This is a genomic window from Bradyrhizobium sp. CCBAU 11361, from assembly GCF_028128935.1.
Lineage (GTDB): Bacteria > Pseudomonadota > Alphaproteobacteria > Rhizobiales > Xanthobacteraceae > Bradyrhizobium > Bradyrhizobium niftali.
The window spans coordinates 32550-47876 of record NZ_LBJZ01000025.1 but is presented as its reverse complement, the minus strand read 5'-3'; the positions used below and the strand labels follow the sequence as shown (position 1 = coordinate 47876).

Genomic DNA, 15327 nt, shown 5'->3' with positions numbered 1-15327 from the left:
ATGCCATGCGAATGGCGAGCCGCATTCGAGAGGGCTCGCGGAGGTTTGGTTATCCGACAGATCCCTCGAGTGAGATCGAGATCAGCTTCTGCGCCTCCACTGCGAATTCCATTGGCAGTTTTTGCAGAACGTCCTTCGCGAAGCCGTTGACGACGAGGCCAGTGGCCTGTTGCTCGGTCAAGCCTCTGTGCACACAGTAGAACAGCACGTCCTCGGAGATCTTCGACGTCGTCGCCTCGTGCTCGAACGTCGCCGAGGAGTTCTTGGCCTCGATGTACGGCACGGTGTGCGCGCCGCATTTGTCGCCGATCAGCAGCGAATCGCAGGCGGTGAAGTTGCGCGCGCCGGTCGCCTTGCGATGCGCCGTCACGAGCCCACGATAGGTGTTCTGCGACTTGCCGGCGGCAATGCCCTTGGAGATGATCCGGCTCGACGTGTTCTTGCCGAGATGGATCATCTTGGTGCCCGAGTCGACCTGCTGGAAGCCGTTCGAGATCGCGATCGAATAGAACTCGCCGCGCGAGTTGTCGCCGCGCAGGATGCAGCTCGGATATTTCCAGGTGATGGCGGAGCCGGTCTCGACCTGGGTCCAGGAGATCTTTGAGTGGTTGCCGCGGCAGTCGCCACGCTTGGTGACGAAATTGTAGATGCCGCCCTTGCCTTCCGAATTGCCCGGGTACCAGTTCTGCACCGTCGAATATTTGATCTCGGCGTCGTCATGCGCGACGAGCTCGACCACGGCGGCGTGCAGCTGGTTCTCGTCGCGCTGCGGCGCGGTGCAGCCTTCGAGATAGGAGACGTAGGAGCCCTTGTCGGCGATGATCAGCGTGCGCTCGAACTGGCCGGTGTTGCGTTCGTTGATGCGGAAATAGGTTGACAGCTCCATCGGGCAGCGCACGCCCGGCGGCACGTAGACGAACGAGCCGTCGGAGAACACCGCCGAGTTCAGCGTCGCGTAGAAATTGTCGGAGGTCGGAACCACCGAGCCGAGATACTTCTGCACCAGTTCGGGATGCTCGCGGATCGCCTCCGAGATCGGCATGAAGATCACGCCGGCCTTCTTCAGCTCTGCCTTGAAGGTCGTGGCAACGGACACCGAGTCGAACACCGCGTCGACCGCGATCTTGCGGCGGGCCGGGTCTTCCTCGCCCACCTTGGGCTCGACGCCTTCGAGCATGGCGACTTCCCGCAAGGGAATGCCGAGCTTCTCGTAGGTCTTCAGGATCTCCGGACCGATCTCGTCGAGCGAGGTGATCGACTTCTTCGGCTTCGGCGCCGAATAATAATAGAGATCCTGGAAGTCGATCTTGGGATAGTCGACGCGGGCCCAGGTCGGCTCGGTCATGGTCAGCCAGCGCCGATAGGCCTCGAGCCGCCACTGGAGCATCCAGGCGGGTTCGTTCTTCTTTTCGGAGATGAACTTGACGGTCTCTTCCGACAATCCCTTGGGGGCCTTGTCGGACTCGATCAGGGTCTCAAACCCATAACGATACTGATCGACGTCGATGCGCTTCACGCGCTCGACGGTCTCTTGTACAGCTACCATTGCCCGCTCCGCTCGCGCAAGGACAACGGCCGCCGGCGACGATTGCGCGGCGCCCTCTCCGAGTGGATCGCGCGAATCACGGCCAACTCGGGACCAGCCAGTGAGAGAAACAGGAGGTGGATCCAAAGGGCGGCGGCTGTCGATAGCGTCTTCATCATGTTTCGCGTCGGAGCTCCTCTCATCGGCTACCTATGCCGGCACGCAGGTATCAGGCACCGGGCAAACGACGGCGCATTGCGGCGCGTCAAAATGCCCTTCACATTGGGTACACTGGGTCGGATTGATCACATATATGTCGTTCTTCAGGCTGATCGCAGCATTGGGACATTCGAACTCACACGCACCACAGACGGTGCACTGGGATGCGATTATCTTGTAGGCCATCACTGCGCTTCCATGAGCAAAAAGGTGCGGGACAGCTTCTTGCTTTCAAGTCTTGTGCCAGACAGTTTAACCTTGATTTGTCTCGGCTATTTTCGACAACGCAAGTCGCCGCCTCGACACGGTGTCGCAAATCCTACAATCGGCATGACAGCTGCTGATCTCGATGCCGTCGTTTGCGCATGGTCGATCTCCCGGCAGTCAGCCGATCAGGTGAACCGCGTTCGCCAGCACCAGGGAGCGATCTGCGATCCTTCCCAAGGCCGCGGTGCGGCGGCTACGATCGATGCGCCGCGCCACTTCACGTCAGGTCGACCGCGAGCCGCATCTTGTTGGTTCCCCACCCGGGACGGCGGCGGCTTCGGCGACAGCACCACGATGAACAACCGGCGCAGTCGTCACCGGCTTGGTCCGCGTCTCCCCAGCCAGTCCGAAAAGGTCGCGGCGATCGCGTCAGATAATGTCGCACCGGTGATCGCGGGTCCCCTGGGGACCCGCGGGGCGCATTCTCAATTGCCTTGGATTTACCTGGCAAGACCGGCATTCATATACGCTGTATGGAGCAAAAGTACATTGCTTCGCGTCACGAGGGCGACTGAAGCCGGGCGTTCGTCTGGTGATCCTCCACTTCGCTCCGCGTTACAAATAAATGCCGGCGGCGGTCAGCAGATCGATAGAGCCAAAAAAAGCCACCCCGAAGGGTGGCCAAAGTCAGGGAGGAAACGCCATAACGGGCCTCTGGGATCAGGCAGCAGCCTGGTCGATCGGTGAGAAGGGTAGCCCGAGGCTTTCGGCCACCGCCTTGTAAGTTAGCCGGCCTCGATGGACGTTGAGGCCTGCGCGCAAATGCGGGCTTTCGAGCACGGCGGAAAAACCTTTTTGAGCCAGAGCCAAACCAAACGGCAGCGTCGCGTTATTCAGTGCCTGGCTCGAGGTCAGCGGCACGGCGCCGGGCATATTGGCCACGCAATAATGAATGACGCCATCCACTTCGTAAGTTGGATCAGCGTGAGTGGTTGGATGCGATGTCTCAAAGCAGCCGCCCTGATCGATAGCGACGTCCACGAGCACCCCCCCCTTGCGCATCGAGCTCAGCATGCTCCGGCGGACCAGCTTCGGCGCGCTCGCACCTGCAACGAGCACCGCACCAATCACCACATCCGCCGCAAATACCTCTTCCTCCACGGAGTCAATGGTCGAAAACCTGGTGCGAACGCGTCCTTCGAATAGCTGGTCCAACTCGCGGAGCCGAGGTATCGAACGGTCGATGATGGTCACCTCAGCGCCCAGACCGACCGCCATGCGTGCCGCGTGCGTACCAACGACGCCACCTCCAAGCACCACGATTCGGGCCGGCTGAACACCGGGCACACCACCGATCAACAGCCCTCGTCCGCCTGCACTCCGCTTAAGGGCGCTACCTGCCGCTTCGATCGCAAGCCGACCCGCGACCTCGCTCATCGGCGCCAGCAGTGGAAGACCACCATGCGCATCAGTTACGGTCTCATAGGCGATCGCGGTGCATCCAGATTTCAGGAGGCCCATGGCCTGATCGGGGTCGGGGGCCAGATGCAGATAAGTGAACAGGATCTGATTCTCCCGCAGCTGACACCATTCGGACGGCTGAGGCTCCTTAACCTTTACGATCATCTCGCTCGATGCGAATACCTCAACTGCGGAAGTTAGAATCGTTGCGCCAGCATTGCGATAATCGTCATCGGTTGCACCAATGCCAGCGCCAGCATCGGTCTCGATCATCACGCGGTGACCCGCTGCCACGTATTCGCGGACAGCTCCAGGGGTAAGACCCACGCGATATTCGTGCGCCTTGATTTCCTTGGGGACTCCGACCTTCATTTGAAAACTCCTGCCTAGAGCGCCTTTCTAATCGGAAGCGCGCAGCGATATCGCGATGGAGCCGCCAAAATGGCACAGGAATTCAGCGATATTTGACAAATTTCGCAGGATTTCAAACCCACGGCGTGCCGAGCGGCTCGTGTGAGCATGCCCGCTGTGCTTAACCGTCGAAAGTGCGCGATGGCGACGACTTCGTTTCGAATTGCGTTCTCGGCTTGTGGAAAAGCTAGCCCGTCTTATTCGCAAGAGTGCGCCTGAGGGGCTGGCGAGCGTGGTGTAAAGCGCTGATACGGCGTAGGATTCGGTTGCGAAGCCAACCCATCACCTTCAACCGCGAACGCCACGCCCGCCATGACCGACGATACGATTCCGCCCTTTTCGTTTCCAGCCGTTCACGCCAAGAAAGTCACAGCTGCCTCGATGGTGGGCGCCTAACCTCGAATGGGGGCGTGATGCTTCTGGCGATGGCCGAGCGGCGTCTTGGCTTGGCCGACAATTTGGCCCGGGTGTTCCCGGATCGGCGCGATCCGACGCGGGTCGTGCACAGCCTTGTCGATATGTTCCGCGCGCGCATGTTCGCGATCTGCTGCGGCTACGAGGACGCCGACGACCTCGATCATCTGAGGTCCGATCCCGCATTCAAGCTGGCCTGCGGACGGCTGCCGGACAGCGGTCGCGATCTGTGTTCCCAACCGACGCTGTCGCGCCTGGAGAATGCTCCGCGCCTGCGCGACGTGATCCGACTGACTACACTTTGGTCGACGCATGGATGGATAGCTACCCGCGCGAGCCGGCATCCGTCACGCTCGACATCGACGATAGCTGCGATGTCGTCCACGGCCATCAGCAGCTCTCGCTGTTCAACGCTCATTATGACGAGCGCTGCTTTCTGCCGATCCACGTCTACGACACGGAGAAGAGCCGGCCCGTGGCAGTCGTGCTGCGGCCCGGCAAGACGCCGGGCGGCGTCGAGGTGTGTGCCCATCTGCGCCGCCTGGTACGGCACATCCGCACGCGATGGCACGACACGCGAATTACGTTCCGTGGCGACGGGCACTATGCCCGGCCGGAGGCAATGGCGTGGTGCGAGACCAACGGCATCGACTACATCCTCGGTCTGTCCGGCACCAAGCCGCTCGCCAGAAAAGTCGACGAGGTCGCCGACAACATCCGGATCACATGCTTCCGATGGAAGCAGGTAATCGCAACGAACTGTCGAGAATGCGGCTCTCGACGCGGCTCGACATCCCGTAACGCCGTGCCAAAACAGACTTCAGTTCCGTGCGCGTCGCCATGCTCAATCGCCTCATCGCCGCCTCTGCGCTCCGTTGCTATTGGGGAGCAATTTACGTGAGGCAACAACTCCGTATTCAGGAGCATTTCTGACGAGGCAATGCGGGATCGTTCCGAGGCTTGTCAGATTGTCGACAGCAAAGCCTCGTAGCATGAGAACGTCTCCATCTAGACTTCATCTGACGACCGAAGAGACGACATCCATGAATGCAGAACAGGCCCGGCTTGGCGCTGGCACTCCTTCCGAAACTTCAGAATCCGAGGCTTCCGAACGAGGGGCTCCCGCCCCGGCGCAGTGGGTCGAAGCCTTGACGGAGGCGGGCACCGACGCCGCCTCGTCGCGCGACCAGGTCCTGGCGGGCTGGGTTGCCGAAGAGGGGCAGGGCGAACACGAGAATCGGCAAGAGGCGGTTAGTCGAATGAGGGATTGGCGAGAAGCGGGCGATGTCGATGAGGCGCTGGATCTGTCGTCCTTGTCCCTGACCGCCTTGCCCGCCCCCCTCCTGGCCCGGCTGCGCCGCCTGAACGTCGACGACAATCAGCTGAACAGCTTGCCCGATACCCTTCCGGCCGGTCTCCAGCGGCTCTACGCCAGCAACAATCGGCTGACCAGCTTGCCCGACCTTCCAATCGGGCTCCGGCGGCTCTATGCCATCAGCAACGGGTTGACCAGCCTGCCCGCAGACTTGCCGCCCGGGCTGCGTCGCCTGAGCGTCGACAACAACCAGCTGACTAGTCTGCCCCCCCTTCCGGGAACGCTTCAGGAGCTGGACGCCAGTGGCAACAGGCTGACCAGCCTGCCCGAGCTTCCCGCCGAACTCCAGCGGCTGAACGTCGACTACAATCAGCTGACCAATCTGCCCCACCCCCTCCCCGCCGGGCTCGAATGGCTCAGCGCCAGCCACAACCAGCTGACCAGCTTGCCAGAGCCGGTACCGGCCGAGCTCCTGTGGCTCGGCGCCAGCAACAATCAGCTGACCAGCGTGCCCGAGACCCTGCTGACGCAGCTAGGCCAAGAGTCCAGCGTTGATCTGGAGAATAATCCGCTGCCCGAGCCGGTGCGGACCAATCTGGCGATAGCAATGCATGCCGGAGACTATGCCGGTCCGCAGATCTTTTTCCCGGTGCCCGAAGGAGCGATGGAAGTTGAGCCGCGGCCTCTGCACGAGGTTATCGCGGACTGGCTCGCAGACGACCCGACGACACTGGCCGAATGGCAGCACTTTGCGGATGAGCCAGGCGCCCAAGACTACGCACGGTTCCTAGAGCGGCTACGAGGGACCGTGAACCATGGCAATCACGAGTTTCGGCAGGCAGTGACTGATGATTTGCGGCGGGCGGCGGCCAATCCGAGATTGCGCGAGCAGTTTTTCACGCATGCTTCCGAGGCCAACTTGAGTTGCGATGATCGCGTTACTTTGCACTGGAACGGTATGCAGACCGCGCGCCTTAACGCTGACGTCGAGGACGGAGTTTATGATGATCGGCTCGGCGAACTGATCCAGCGCGGCCGTGTTGCGTTCCGCTTGGAGGCGCTGGACGGGATCGCGCGCGACAGGGTCAACTCGCTCGTCAGGGTCGACCCGAGCATAGACGAGATCGAAGTCTACCTGGCCTATCAACATCTGCTGCGCGAGCCGCTCGAGCTCAGTCACGTCGCCCCCAACATGCAATTCCTGGCGGTCTCTCACGTAACCCCGGATGATGCTGCGCGGGCGCTGGACCTGGTTCGGGAGCAGGAAGCGAACCAGTTCGACGCTTACATGGCAACCCGCTGGCACCCCTGGGAGACGGTGCTGAGGCGCATCGCTCCGGGCGAACATGCAGCGATGCAAGACCGGCGCGTCGAAGCCATGGGCGAGGAATTTCAAACCCGCTTGAATCATCGACTGGCCGAGAAGGGCTTGTTAGGCGACCTGGATGCCGAGCGGGTGCTCGGAGCCCAAGTCCGAAACCAAATCGCTGGCGAGATCAATCGCGAAATCATGGACCGACTGCTCGCAGACCGTGGCCTCGAACAATGAGACTTCACCGGGTCACCGAAGGCGGCCCGCCCCCGGTTCCCACAGATCGTGGCGTGCGGATTGTTCCCGCACCGACGCTCTTCGACAGTTGGTTCACAGTGCGTATTTCGCAAAAACCGGACAGTGGTTTCGCTAACTAAGGGACAGCAATTTCGCTAAATCACGGACAGTACTGCTGCGGCGGGCTTTCGGTTGCCTGATTGAAGGAATCGGCAACAGGGGGCCTTGCGAATTAGGGTTTCAGACAACATGGGCTCGCATTCGGTAGATTTGTCATCTCTCTCCCGGCGAGCTCAATCGTGAGCGCAACGGATCCGCAATCTCTGCCGAAAAGACATCCATACGTCAGCCCAACAATGAGATCAGGTCGCCGTATCGGCACAGTGATCGCCTGCACGTCCGGCTCGCCCAGGGATGTGGCGCGGATCGCCCTTTAGTCGCGCGGCACTTTGTAGCCGCCACATTCACGCGCGTCGTTTCTGCAAATCGCAAGCCTCATCGGCAACTCCTGTGACTGGGCCACCTTTCCATCCATCTGACGGCGGCAGCTGCTCGTTCGCCATCAGCAATTCCTGTGCCGCGTGCGCACTGTGGCGCGCTCTATGCTCTACGTGAGAGAAATTCGCATAGACGCACGACGTCGCTGTGGAGCGGATCTAACGATCTGTCAGATTTACGGCATCTTTGTTCCCGAGCAGACAGCGACAGTCGCGCAACGAAACGGCAGCATTTGACGCCCCGAGACATGCCTGTTTGGTTTGTCGATGGCTCAAAGGCCGCACTCGCCGCGCCGGTAATGGAACGGATCGCAGAAAGCCTGCCGTTGGCAGCAACGCGAACGATCTAGCGGAGAAATCATTGTAACGCTGCTTCTGCGACGCGGCAAAAGGCGCGCGGGGCCAAGAGCGAAGGCCGCCTCTCAACCAACCTGCCTAATGGGAATCGTTAGCACACGCCTGGAGACAAATGCCCTTTGCACGAAAACAAGCTTCGCCGCTAGCGACAACGCAGTGCATCCATAGGCGATTTTTCCGTGCAATCGACTTCCTAAATCAGGCTTCCATCGCATGGATGCCTACAATCCAAACTATCAATTTTACCGATGTAGCCTACTGTTGCATCCATCTCCGCAATCGGCGCATATCGATCACGCTAGGCTTCCAGGCCGATCCGTGACTCCGCTAATGCGCCCAGCCGATCAAGTTACGAGTCACGCTGCAACTTCTCGTTCGACCTTGCGAACGCGGTTTGAGCACTCAAGCCGATGCCACCCGGAGACAGGCAGTTTGTCCGCGACTACTTAATCGGCCGCAGTTTGCGCGTCTGGTGCATATCTTGCTTAACGAGAAAGGATACGTAACTGAACGCCTGCCCTTGGAACGACGCGCCGGCTCTCGGAACCGTCTCCAATTGGACCCGGCTAAAAAATGATGAGTCTCGTATGACGCTGTCTCCTCTCAACGACGGGACGGCTCACATTCGAGTATTTTCGGGAAGGAAGCGTCATGACCACCATGGCAACTGCGGCGCCCGCGCGCGCGTCGCAAACTTGGTATAAGATTCTCTACGTCCAAGTGCTGATTGCGATCTTGATTGGCGCCATGGTCGGCTGCCTATGGCCGTCCGTCGCGACCAACGACTGGGTCAAGGCGCTCGGTGACGGGTTCATCAAGCTCATCAAGATGGTGATCGCGCCGATTATTTTCTGCACCGTCACATCTGGTATCGCGCATATTCAAGATGCGAAGAAAGTCGGGCGCGTCGGCGTCAAGGCGCTGGTCTATTTCGAGATCGTCTCCAGCTTTGCATTGCTTTTGGGCCTCGTTATGGGCAATCTGGTCCAAATCGGACATGGCCTTGCGGTTAAGCCGAATGCTGCGGCGGTCGCCAATTACGTCAAGCAGGCGGAAGCCTCGAAGACCGTTGATATCTTTCTCAACATCATTCCCGATACCGTGGTCGGCGCCTTCTCTCGCGGCGATGTTCTGCAGGTTCTCCTATTCGCGATCCTATTCGGCTTTTCGCTGATGGCGCTGGGAGAGCGTGGGGAGCGCCTGCGCGGCATCATTGACGACGTCGCGAACGCGGTGTTCGGCGTAATCGCTATCATAATGAAAGCGGCCCCGATCGGCGCCTTCGGCGCCATGGCCTTCACGATCGGCAAGTTCGGGCCGGCAGCACTCGGCAATCTGATCGGTCTGATCGCGCTGTTTTACGCTACGGCGGCGCTATTTGTGGCGGTGGTGCTCGGTCTGATCGCGCGCCTCGTAGGCTTTTCAATATTCAAGTTCATTATCTATATCAAGGACGAGCTTCTGATCGTGCTCGGCACTTCGTCCTCTGAAAGCGCGCTGCCGCAATTGATGGAGAAGCTCGAACGGCTGGGCTGCTCCAAGCCCGTGGTCGGCCTGGTGGTGCCTACTGGCTACTCCTTCAACCTCGACGGCACCAATATCTACATGACACTTGCGACATTGTTTATTGCCCGGGCACTCGGGGTCGATCTCACCTTTGGCCAGCAGCTCACGATCCTGCTCGTGGCAATGCTAACGTCGAAGGGAGCAAGCGGCGTCACCGGCGCCGGCTTTATCACGCTCGCTGCAACGCTGTCGGTGGTCAATCCGGCGCTGGTGCCGGGCATGGCAATCGTGTTTTCGATCGACAAGTTCATGAGTGAGGTGCGCGCCCTTACCAACATCACCGGCAATGGCATCGCCGCCGTGTTCGTATCCTGGTGGGAAAACGAGCTCGAGCACAAGACGCTGCAGGCTCGTCTCAACCAGCCCACCGTTTCCAGCACTATCGATAGTAAAAGAACAATGAGGTAGGTCCCGGACTTGACCGCCGCCATTCGAAGACGCATCGAATGCAAGCGGAGCCACATTTCTCGCACTTCGAATCCGCACAGTCGACTTGACACGAGCCGGGACTTTCTCACGCGATCTCCAGTGCGCAGCCCTCCGCGTCGCGCCCGGCGGCCGCCCCTGAAAAGATGCCCCACGCGAGCAAAAAGAGTAGGAGCTTTTTAACAGTCATTTCAAGCGCGTCTTTGGCCGTCAATGCTCCCGGCTATCTGAACGCTTGTGCAACATTTTGCCGGGCTAGATAACATGATAGCGACAGAACGTGTCAGCCTGACGGAGCTGGGTGTTGGTCCAGCCAACAAATGCCGATGTGCGCGGTCACTGCACTTGCCTCGCCCGACCACGCACACGGCTGGTGCCGGTCCGGCGTCGTTGCGCGCTCGATTGCGGCTAACTACTCGGGGAAAGGTCCTCCACATCTGGCGTGCTGGCCCTAGGGCACCAAAGCAGTCGCGTAACTTCGCCCTCGCTTTTTGACACATGACCATTGCGCTTTCTTCCGCATGACCGATCGTGCCGGCGAGATGAGTGGTCCGGCAGCTTGTCCCTGCTCTTGCCGGGTTCGGCGAGGGGCGCCTGATTGTTCCGCCTCCAGGTCTTGGGGAAACTGCAGCCGCTGTCCTTGTGCCGTTGGCGTAAGGGGGTTGTCATCGGCCGCAGCCTCAAGCGCCTGCCCTGAGGTTATCGACAGCTGAGGAAAGCAGACATCTCAGCTTCGAATGCAGGCGCGCCGGCGCGCAATATTAGAATGTTTAGAACAACTATACGTATGTCTATGATGCGTTTTTTCTCGGCGCGTGCTGAGTTCCGCAGCAAGCAATCAATCTCGGAACCGCCCACCAGGGGCGCCGGGGATTGCCCCATTTTTGCCTAAAATGTTATAGTTCTCCCGCCGGAAAGGCCGGACGTTATCAAAATGCGTAGCCACATCAGCAATTTTAAACGTTCAGCTCCTCAATTTACTTTCGGCAGCATAACGCTGGCCGCGGTAACACTGCTTTGCTTGTACCTTCATTCGCATTTCGCCGCGACGGCGTTCGCCTATTTGTTAGTGGTCTTGCTGTTTTCATTGATGGGCAGCTTCGTCGCGTCATCAGCGCTCTGCATCCTAGCCATCGCTGCTCTCACCTACTACTTTGCGCCGCCGGCGTTCAGTCTGCGAATCGATGACCCGCAAGATCTTCCGGTAGTTGTTGCTTTTTTTATTGTCTCGATTGTGGGAACGCACCTGATCGGAAAGCTCCGCCAGGAAAGAGAGGCTGCGCGTGTGGCCGCGGCCAAGCTTCAGCAGAGTGCGGCGGATTTAGAGGATCGCGAAAAACGCTGGCGCGCAATCTTCGAGCACAATCCGGCCATGTACTTCATGGTCGATGAAGCCGGCACTGTCCTCAACGTCAATACGTTCGGCGCGACACAACTCGGTTATGCTCGTGCTGAACTGACCGGTCAATCCGTGCTGCGCGTTTTTCTTGAGGAGGATCGCGCGTTCGTTCGCCAATGCGTTCGGAAATGCCTTGAGGATATCGGACAATCGCGCACTTGGGATGTCCAGAAAGTCAGGAAGGACGGCTCGATATTGTGGGTACGTGAAAACGCCAAAGCCATGCTCTGGACCGATGACCAGCCCATCATCCTTATAGCCTGCGAAGATATCACGGAGCGAAAGCGGACCGAACTTGCCCTGCAGCGGAGCGAAGCACATTTGGCCCAGGCGCAGGAGTTGAGCCATACGGGCAGCTTCAGCTGGAACGCCACCACCGGCAAGGCCCTCTGGTCAAAGGAAACATTTCGGATTTTCCAACTAGACCCTGAGACGGTCCCGACGCCGCAGCTCGTCGTTGAGCGCACTCATCCAGATGATAGGGCTTCGGTTCGAGAAACTATCGATCGAGGGATGCGAGACCTGAGCGATTTCGAGCACGAATACCGGCTGCTGCTACCGGACGGCTCGGTGAAGCACATCCATGCGCGGGCACGAGTCACGAGAACTGCCTCTGGTGAGATCGAGTTTGTTGGGGCAGCTACGGATATCACGGCGGCGAGGCGAGCAGAACAGCAGCTGCGCCGGAGCGAGGCCTATCTGGCCGAAGCCCAGCATCTCAGTCACACGGGCAGCTGGTCCTGGGACGTCTACGGTCTAGATTTCGTGTATCGCTCCGCCGAGGTCGATCGTCTGTTTGGCTTTAGCCCACAAGAGCCGGTATCGATAGAGACCATTCGATCGCGCATCCATCCGGACGACTTGCCGCGGCTACAGGAGGTGCAGCGCCAGGCAATTGAACACAAGGAGGGGCGGTTCGAATATGATTTCCGTATCCTTCTACCAGATGGCGGGATCAGGCGCATACACGCCGTTGCGCACGTGGTGGTCGGCAGCGACGGTAACGTCAGCGAGCTGATCGGAACACATATGGATGTCACCGAACAGCACGCAGCTAGGGAACGCCTGGAGAACACACTTGCTGCGCTGCGCGAAAGCGAACAGCGCTTTCGCGACTACGCCGAAACAGCTTCCGACTGGCTCTGGGAGACCGGGCCGGATCATCAGGTCACTCACTTATCCGAGCACACCAGCACTGCGGGAATTTTGGCGACAGAAGTGATGGGCCTGCTTCGCTGGGACATTGCGTGCGACGTCGAAGAGGAACCCGAGAAGTGGCGGCAGCATCGGGCGATGTTGGAGGCCCATCTCCCGTTTCGGGATCTCGTCTACCGCACCGTGACTCGGATGGGATCTCTGATCTACGTCCGCACGAGTGGCAAGCCTTTTTTCGATGGAAAGGGCAATTTTCTCGGCTACCGCGGCGTCAGCACTGATATCACCGCTACCATTCGCGCCGATCAAGCCGAGCAAGCACTACGAAAGGCACAGGCGGAGCTTGCGCATGTGACGCGTGTAACGACGTTAGGCGAGCTGACAACTTCCATCGCCCACGAAATAAACCAGCCACTCGCCGCTATTATCAGCAACGCCGATGCGTGCCTCGGTTGGATGGGTCGCGACGCTCCTGATCTTTCCGCCGCGCGCTCTTCGGTGGAGTGGATCATCGAAGACGCGATCCGGGCAAGCGAGGTGATCCGTCGTGTTCGCACACTCGCGAAGAAAGGCCAGATTGAGATGGTGCCGCTCGATATCAATGAGGTCGTTAAGGACGTCATTGCGCTGGTAACACGAGAGCTGGTTAGCCACCGAGTGACGTTACGAACCGAGTTGACGGCCGCGCTGCCCATGATCTTCGGCGACCGGATTCAGCTACAACAGGTGATCATCAATCTGGTGATGAACGGAATCGAAGCCATGGACGCCGTTACAGACCGGACGCGCGAACTGCTGATTCAATCATCAAAGGACGATCTGGGGCACGTGCAGCTTGCCGTGACCGATTGCGGCGTCGGGGTCGCCGAAGACGACGCGGACCGCGTCTTAGATCCCTTCTTCACCACAAAGGCGAGTGGCCTTGGAATGGGTCTTTCGATCTGCCGATCGATCGTGGAAGCTCACGGAGGGCGGCTGTCAATCGTCCACAAAGATGGACCGGGCGCGACCTTCCAGTTTGCCCTGCCGCTGCATAAGGAGGCCGTCTCGTGACAGGACGATTTGACTCGCCAGGTGAAGGCAGCAATGCCGAGGCGTCGACAAAGCCGATAGTCTTCGTCGTCGAGGATGACATCTCCCTGCGTCGCTCGCTTACGAACCTTTTTCGATCGGTAGGGTTGGACGTGGTTGCATTCGGATCGGCCCGCGAAATGCTGCAGAGCACAGTTCCGGACGTTGTTAGCTGTCTCGTTCTTGATGTCCGGCTGCCAGGCTTGAGCGGCCTTGAATACCAGACCGAGCTGGCGAGGTTAAACATACATATTCCGATCATTTTCATTACCGGCCATGGCGACGTTCCCATGAGCGTCAGGGCCATGAAGGAAGGAGCGGTCGATTTTCTCAGCAAACCGTTTCGCGACCAGGAACTCCTTGATGCCGTGGTTGCGGCGACCGAACGCGATCGCAAAAGACGGCAGGCTCAGCAGACCGTCGCGAAGCTGCAGTCTCTATTTGAAACCTTAAGCCCGCGCGAGCAGGCGGTGATGAAACTGGTCGCGGCCGGCCTGATGAACAAGCAGGTAGCAGCCGAGCTTGGGCTCGCCGAGATTACGGTCAAGATCTACCGTGGACACGTCATGAAAAAGATGCGTGCCCGGTCGCTGGCCGACTTGATCAGAATGACTGAGACGCTGGGAATCCGCGCCAATCGTCCCGAATAAACCCACGTATGATTTTACAATTTCGTCACTCAAGCCCACTTTCGGCGAATGTGGCTACTACTTTGGCAGCCACTATACCCGCGTCGGGAGGGCTCGTGTTGTCTACGCCTTTGATTTCCGTCGTTGACGACGACGCCTCAGTCCGTGCGGCGACAGAGAACCTTTTGAAATCGCGTGGCTACATCGTCCGAATATTTGCGTCGGCCGAGGAACTCTTGCGGTCGCCGCAGTTGAACGAGACATCCTGTGTCATTACCGATGTGCAGATGTCGGCTATGAGCGGCCTGGAGCTGTTGGCAGAGATGCGGACGCGTGGCTACGACGCACCGTTCATTTTCATTACGGCTTTCCCCAACGACCGCGTGCGCGCGTCAGCCCTGGGCGCCGGAGCGATTGGCTTCCTCGCCAAACCCTTTGGCGGACAAGCGTTAATCGAGCTCCTCGATACCGCACTGAAGGCGTATGGTGGCCGAGAGGGCATCTGATGCAATCAACCTGCAGCTTGGGTTCATGTCCGATCTAAACGCTCCACGCGACGACAATCTCGCCAGGACGACGGATTAAGTTGTTCTCCGTGACGAATGCGGACGAGCGCTGATTTAAGCGATCTTTTGAGCCGGGACAGTTTCGGCGAAGGCGCGGATGATGGCAAGCAAGAGTTCTGCGAGCCATCGCGGGAGCAGGCCGAAGTTGTAGCTGGCCGCGGCGAGGACGGCGTTGATGCGGTCACCGACGCGGCCTTTGAGATAGTTCCGGTCCATGCGGTGCTCGGCCTTGACGTGACCGATGACGGGTTCGACAGCCGCGCGACGCTTCATCTCGCTCCGGATGGAAGCCGTGACGCGGCGAACCTGACCCGAGATCCAGACCCTGAACCGGTGCGGGTAGTTGGGCCGCAGTACCCCTTTTCGACGTGGATACGACGAGCCTCCATGCCGGTGAGCTTCTCCATGTCGGCGACCACGGGGCCGAGCGTGTGGCCGTCAAAGGGATTGCCTGCAGCGCCTTGGTACGCTCGTGCCATTGGCATTCATCAGGTTTGATGAGAGGCGGCGAGCACGCCCGAGGATGCTCCTCCATTAGAAATCAGGTCGATCGATGATTG

General features: G+C 59.4%; 8 protein-coding genes and 2 pseudogenes. 6 read left to right on the top strand and 4 right to left on the bottom strand.

The features are described from left to right. Positions 1 to 49: 49 nt before the first annotated feature. The 3 genes from sufB to ald all read right to left on the bottom strand — a co-directional run bounded on the left by sufB (position 50) and on the right by ald (position 3784). The gene (gene sufB, locus XI08_RS08575; protein WP_271574104.1) at positions 50 to 1546 is read right to left on the bottom strand and encodes a Fe-S cluster assembly protein SufB; all 1497 of its coding nucleotides are present in this window, start codon (positions 1544 to 1546) and stop codon (positions 50 to 52) included. Between the two features lie 189 nt (positions 1547 to 1735). After that, positions 1736 to 1930 carry a 4Fe-4S binding protein gene (locus tag XI08_RS08570; protein ID WP_035730311.1) on the bottom strand — a complete coding sequence of 65 codons (195 nt, stop codon included), beginning with the start codon at positions 1928 to 1930 and terminating at the stop codon, positions 1736 to 1738. 741 nt (positions 1931 to 2671) lie between these two features. Continuing rightward, a complete protein-coding gene (ald, locus tag XI08_RS08565) occupies positions 2672 to 3784 on the bottom strand; it encodes an alanine dehydrogenase (protein ID WP_097669298.1) in 1113 nt (370 codons plus the stop codon). 452 nt (positions 3785 to 4236) lie between these two features. On the opposite strand from ald, the pseudogene XI08_RS08560 reads away from it, so the two are divergent. The 6 genes and pseudogenes from XI08_RS08560 (at position 4237) to XI08_RS08535 (ending at position 14707) form a co-directional block, all read left to right on the top strand. Continuing rightward, positions 4237 to 5138: pseudogene (locus XI08_RS08560) on the top strand (IS1380 family transposase). A 142-nt stretch (positions 5139 to 5280) separates the two neighbouring features. Further along, positions 5281 to 7101 carry an NEL-type E3 ubiquitin ligase domain-containing protein gene (locus tag XI08_RS08555; protein ID WP_271574103.1) on the top strand — a complete coding sequence of 607 codons (1821 nt, stop codon included), beginning with the start codon at positions 5281 to 5283 and terminating at the stop codon, positions 7099 to 7101. Between the two features lie 1505 nt (positions 7102 to 8606). Continuing rightward, the gene (gene dctA / locus XI08_RS08550; protein WP_097669300.1) at positions 8607 to 9929 is read left to right on the top strand and encodes a C4-dicarboxylate transporter DctA; all 1323 of its coding nucleotides are present in this window, start codon (positions 8607 to 8609) and stop codon (positions 9927 to 9929) included. Positions 9930 to 10881: 952 nt separating this feature from the next. Continuing rightward, positions 10882 to 13554 carry a PAS domain S-box protein gene (locus XI08_RS08545; protein ID WP_271574102.1) on the top strand — a complete coding sequence of 891 codons (2673 nt, stop codon included), beginning with the start codon at positions 10882 to 10884 and terminating at the stop codon, positions 13552 to 13554. Next, positions 13551 to 14222 carry a response regulator transcription factor gene (locus XI08_RS08540; protein ID WP_097669510.1) on the top strand — a complete coding sequence of 224 codons (672 nt, stop codon included), beginning with the start codon at positions 13551 to 13553 and terminating at the stop codon, positions 14220 to 14222. Before XI08_RS08545 ends, XI08_RS08540 begins: the two co-directional genes overlap by 4 nt. Before the next feature lie 98 nt (positions 14223 to 14320). After that, positions 14321 to 14707, top strand: a complete 387-nt coding sequence (locus tag XI08_RS08535) for a response regulator transcription factor (protein ID WP_161533237.1) — start codon at positions 14321 to 14323, stop codon at positions 14705 to 14707. A gap of 114 nt (positions 14708 to 14821) precedes the next feature. On the opposite strand, the pseudogene XI08_RS08530 reads toward XI08_RS08535, so the two are convergent. After that, positions 14822 to 15219: pseudogene (locus XI08_RS08530) on the bottom strand (IS5/IS1182 family transposase); the annotation flags it as partial. Positions 15220 to 15327 lie beyond the last annotated feature (108 nt).

Coding starts and splice junctions, on each gene's coding strand:
- dctA (WP_097669300.1), top strand. CDS start 8,607: ATGACCACCATGGCAACTGCGGCGCCCGCGCGCGCGTCGCAAACTTGG.
- XI08_RS08545 (WP_271574102.1), top strand. CDS start 10,882: ATGCGTAGCCACATCAGCAATTTTAAACGTTCAGCTCCTCAATTTACT.
- XI08_RS08555 (WP_271574103.1), top strand. CDS start 5,281: ATGAATGCAGAACAGGCCCGGCTTGGCGCTGGCACTCCTTCCGAAACT.
- XI08_RS08570 (WP_035730311.1), bottom strand. CDS start 1,930: ATGGCCTACAAGATAATCGCATCCCAGTGCACCGTCTGTGGTGCGTGT.
- sufB (WP_271574104.1), bottom strand. CDS start 1,546: ATGGTAGCTGTACAAGAGACCGTCGAGCGCGTGAAGCGCATCGACGTC.
- ald (WP_097669298.1), bottom strand. CDS start 3,784: ATGAAGGTCGGAGTCCCCAAGGAAATCAAGGCGCACGAATATCGCGTG.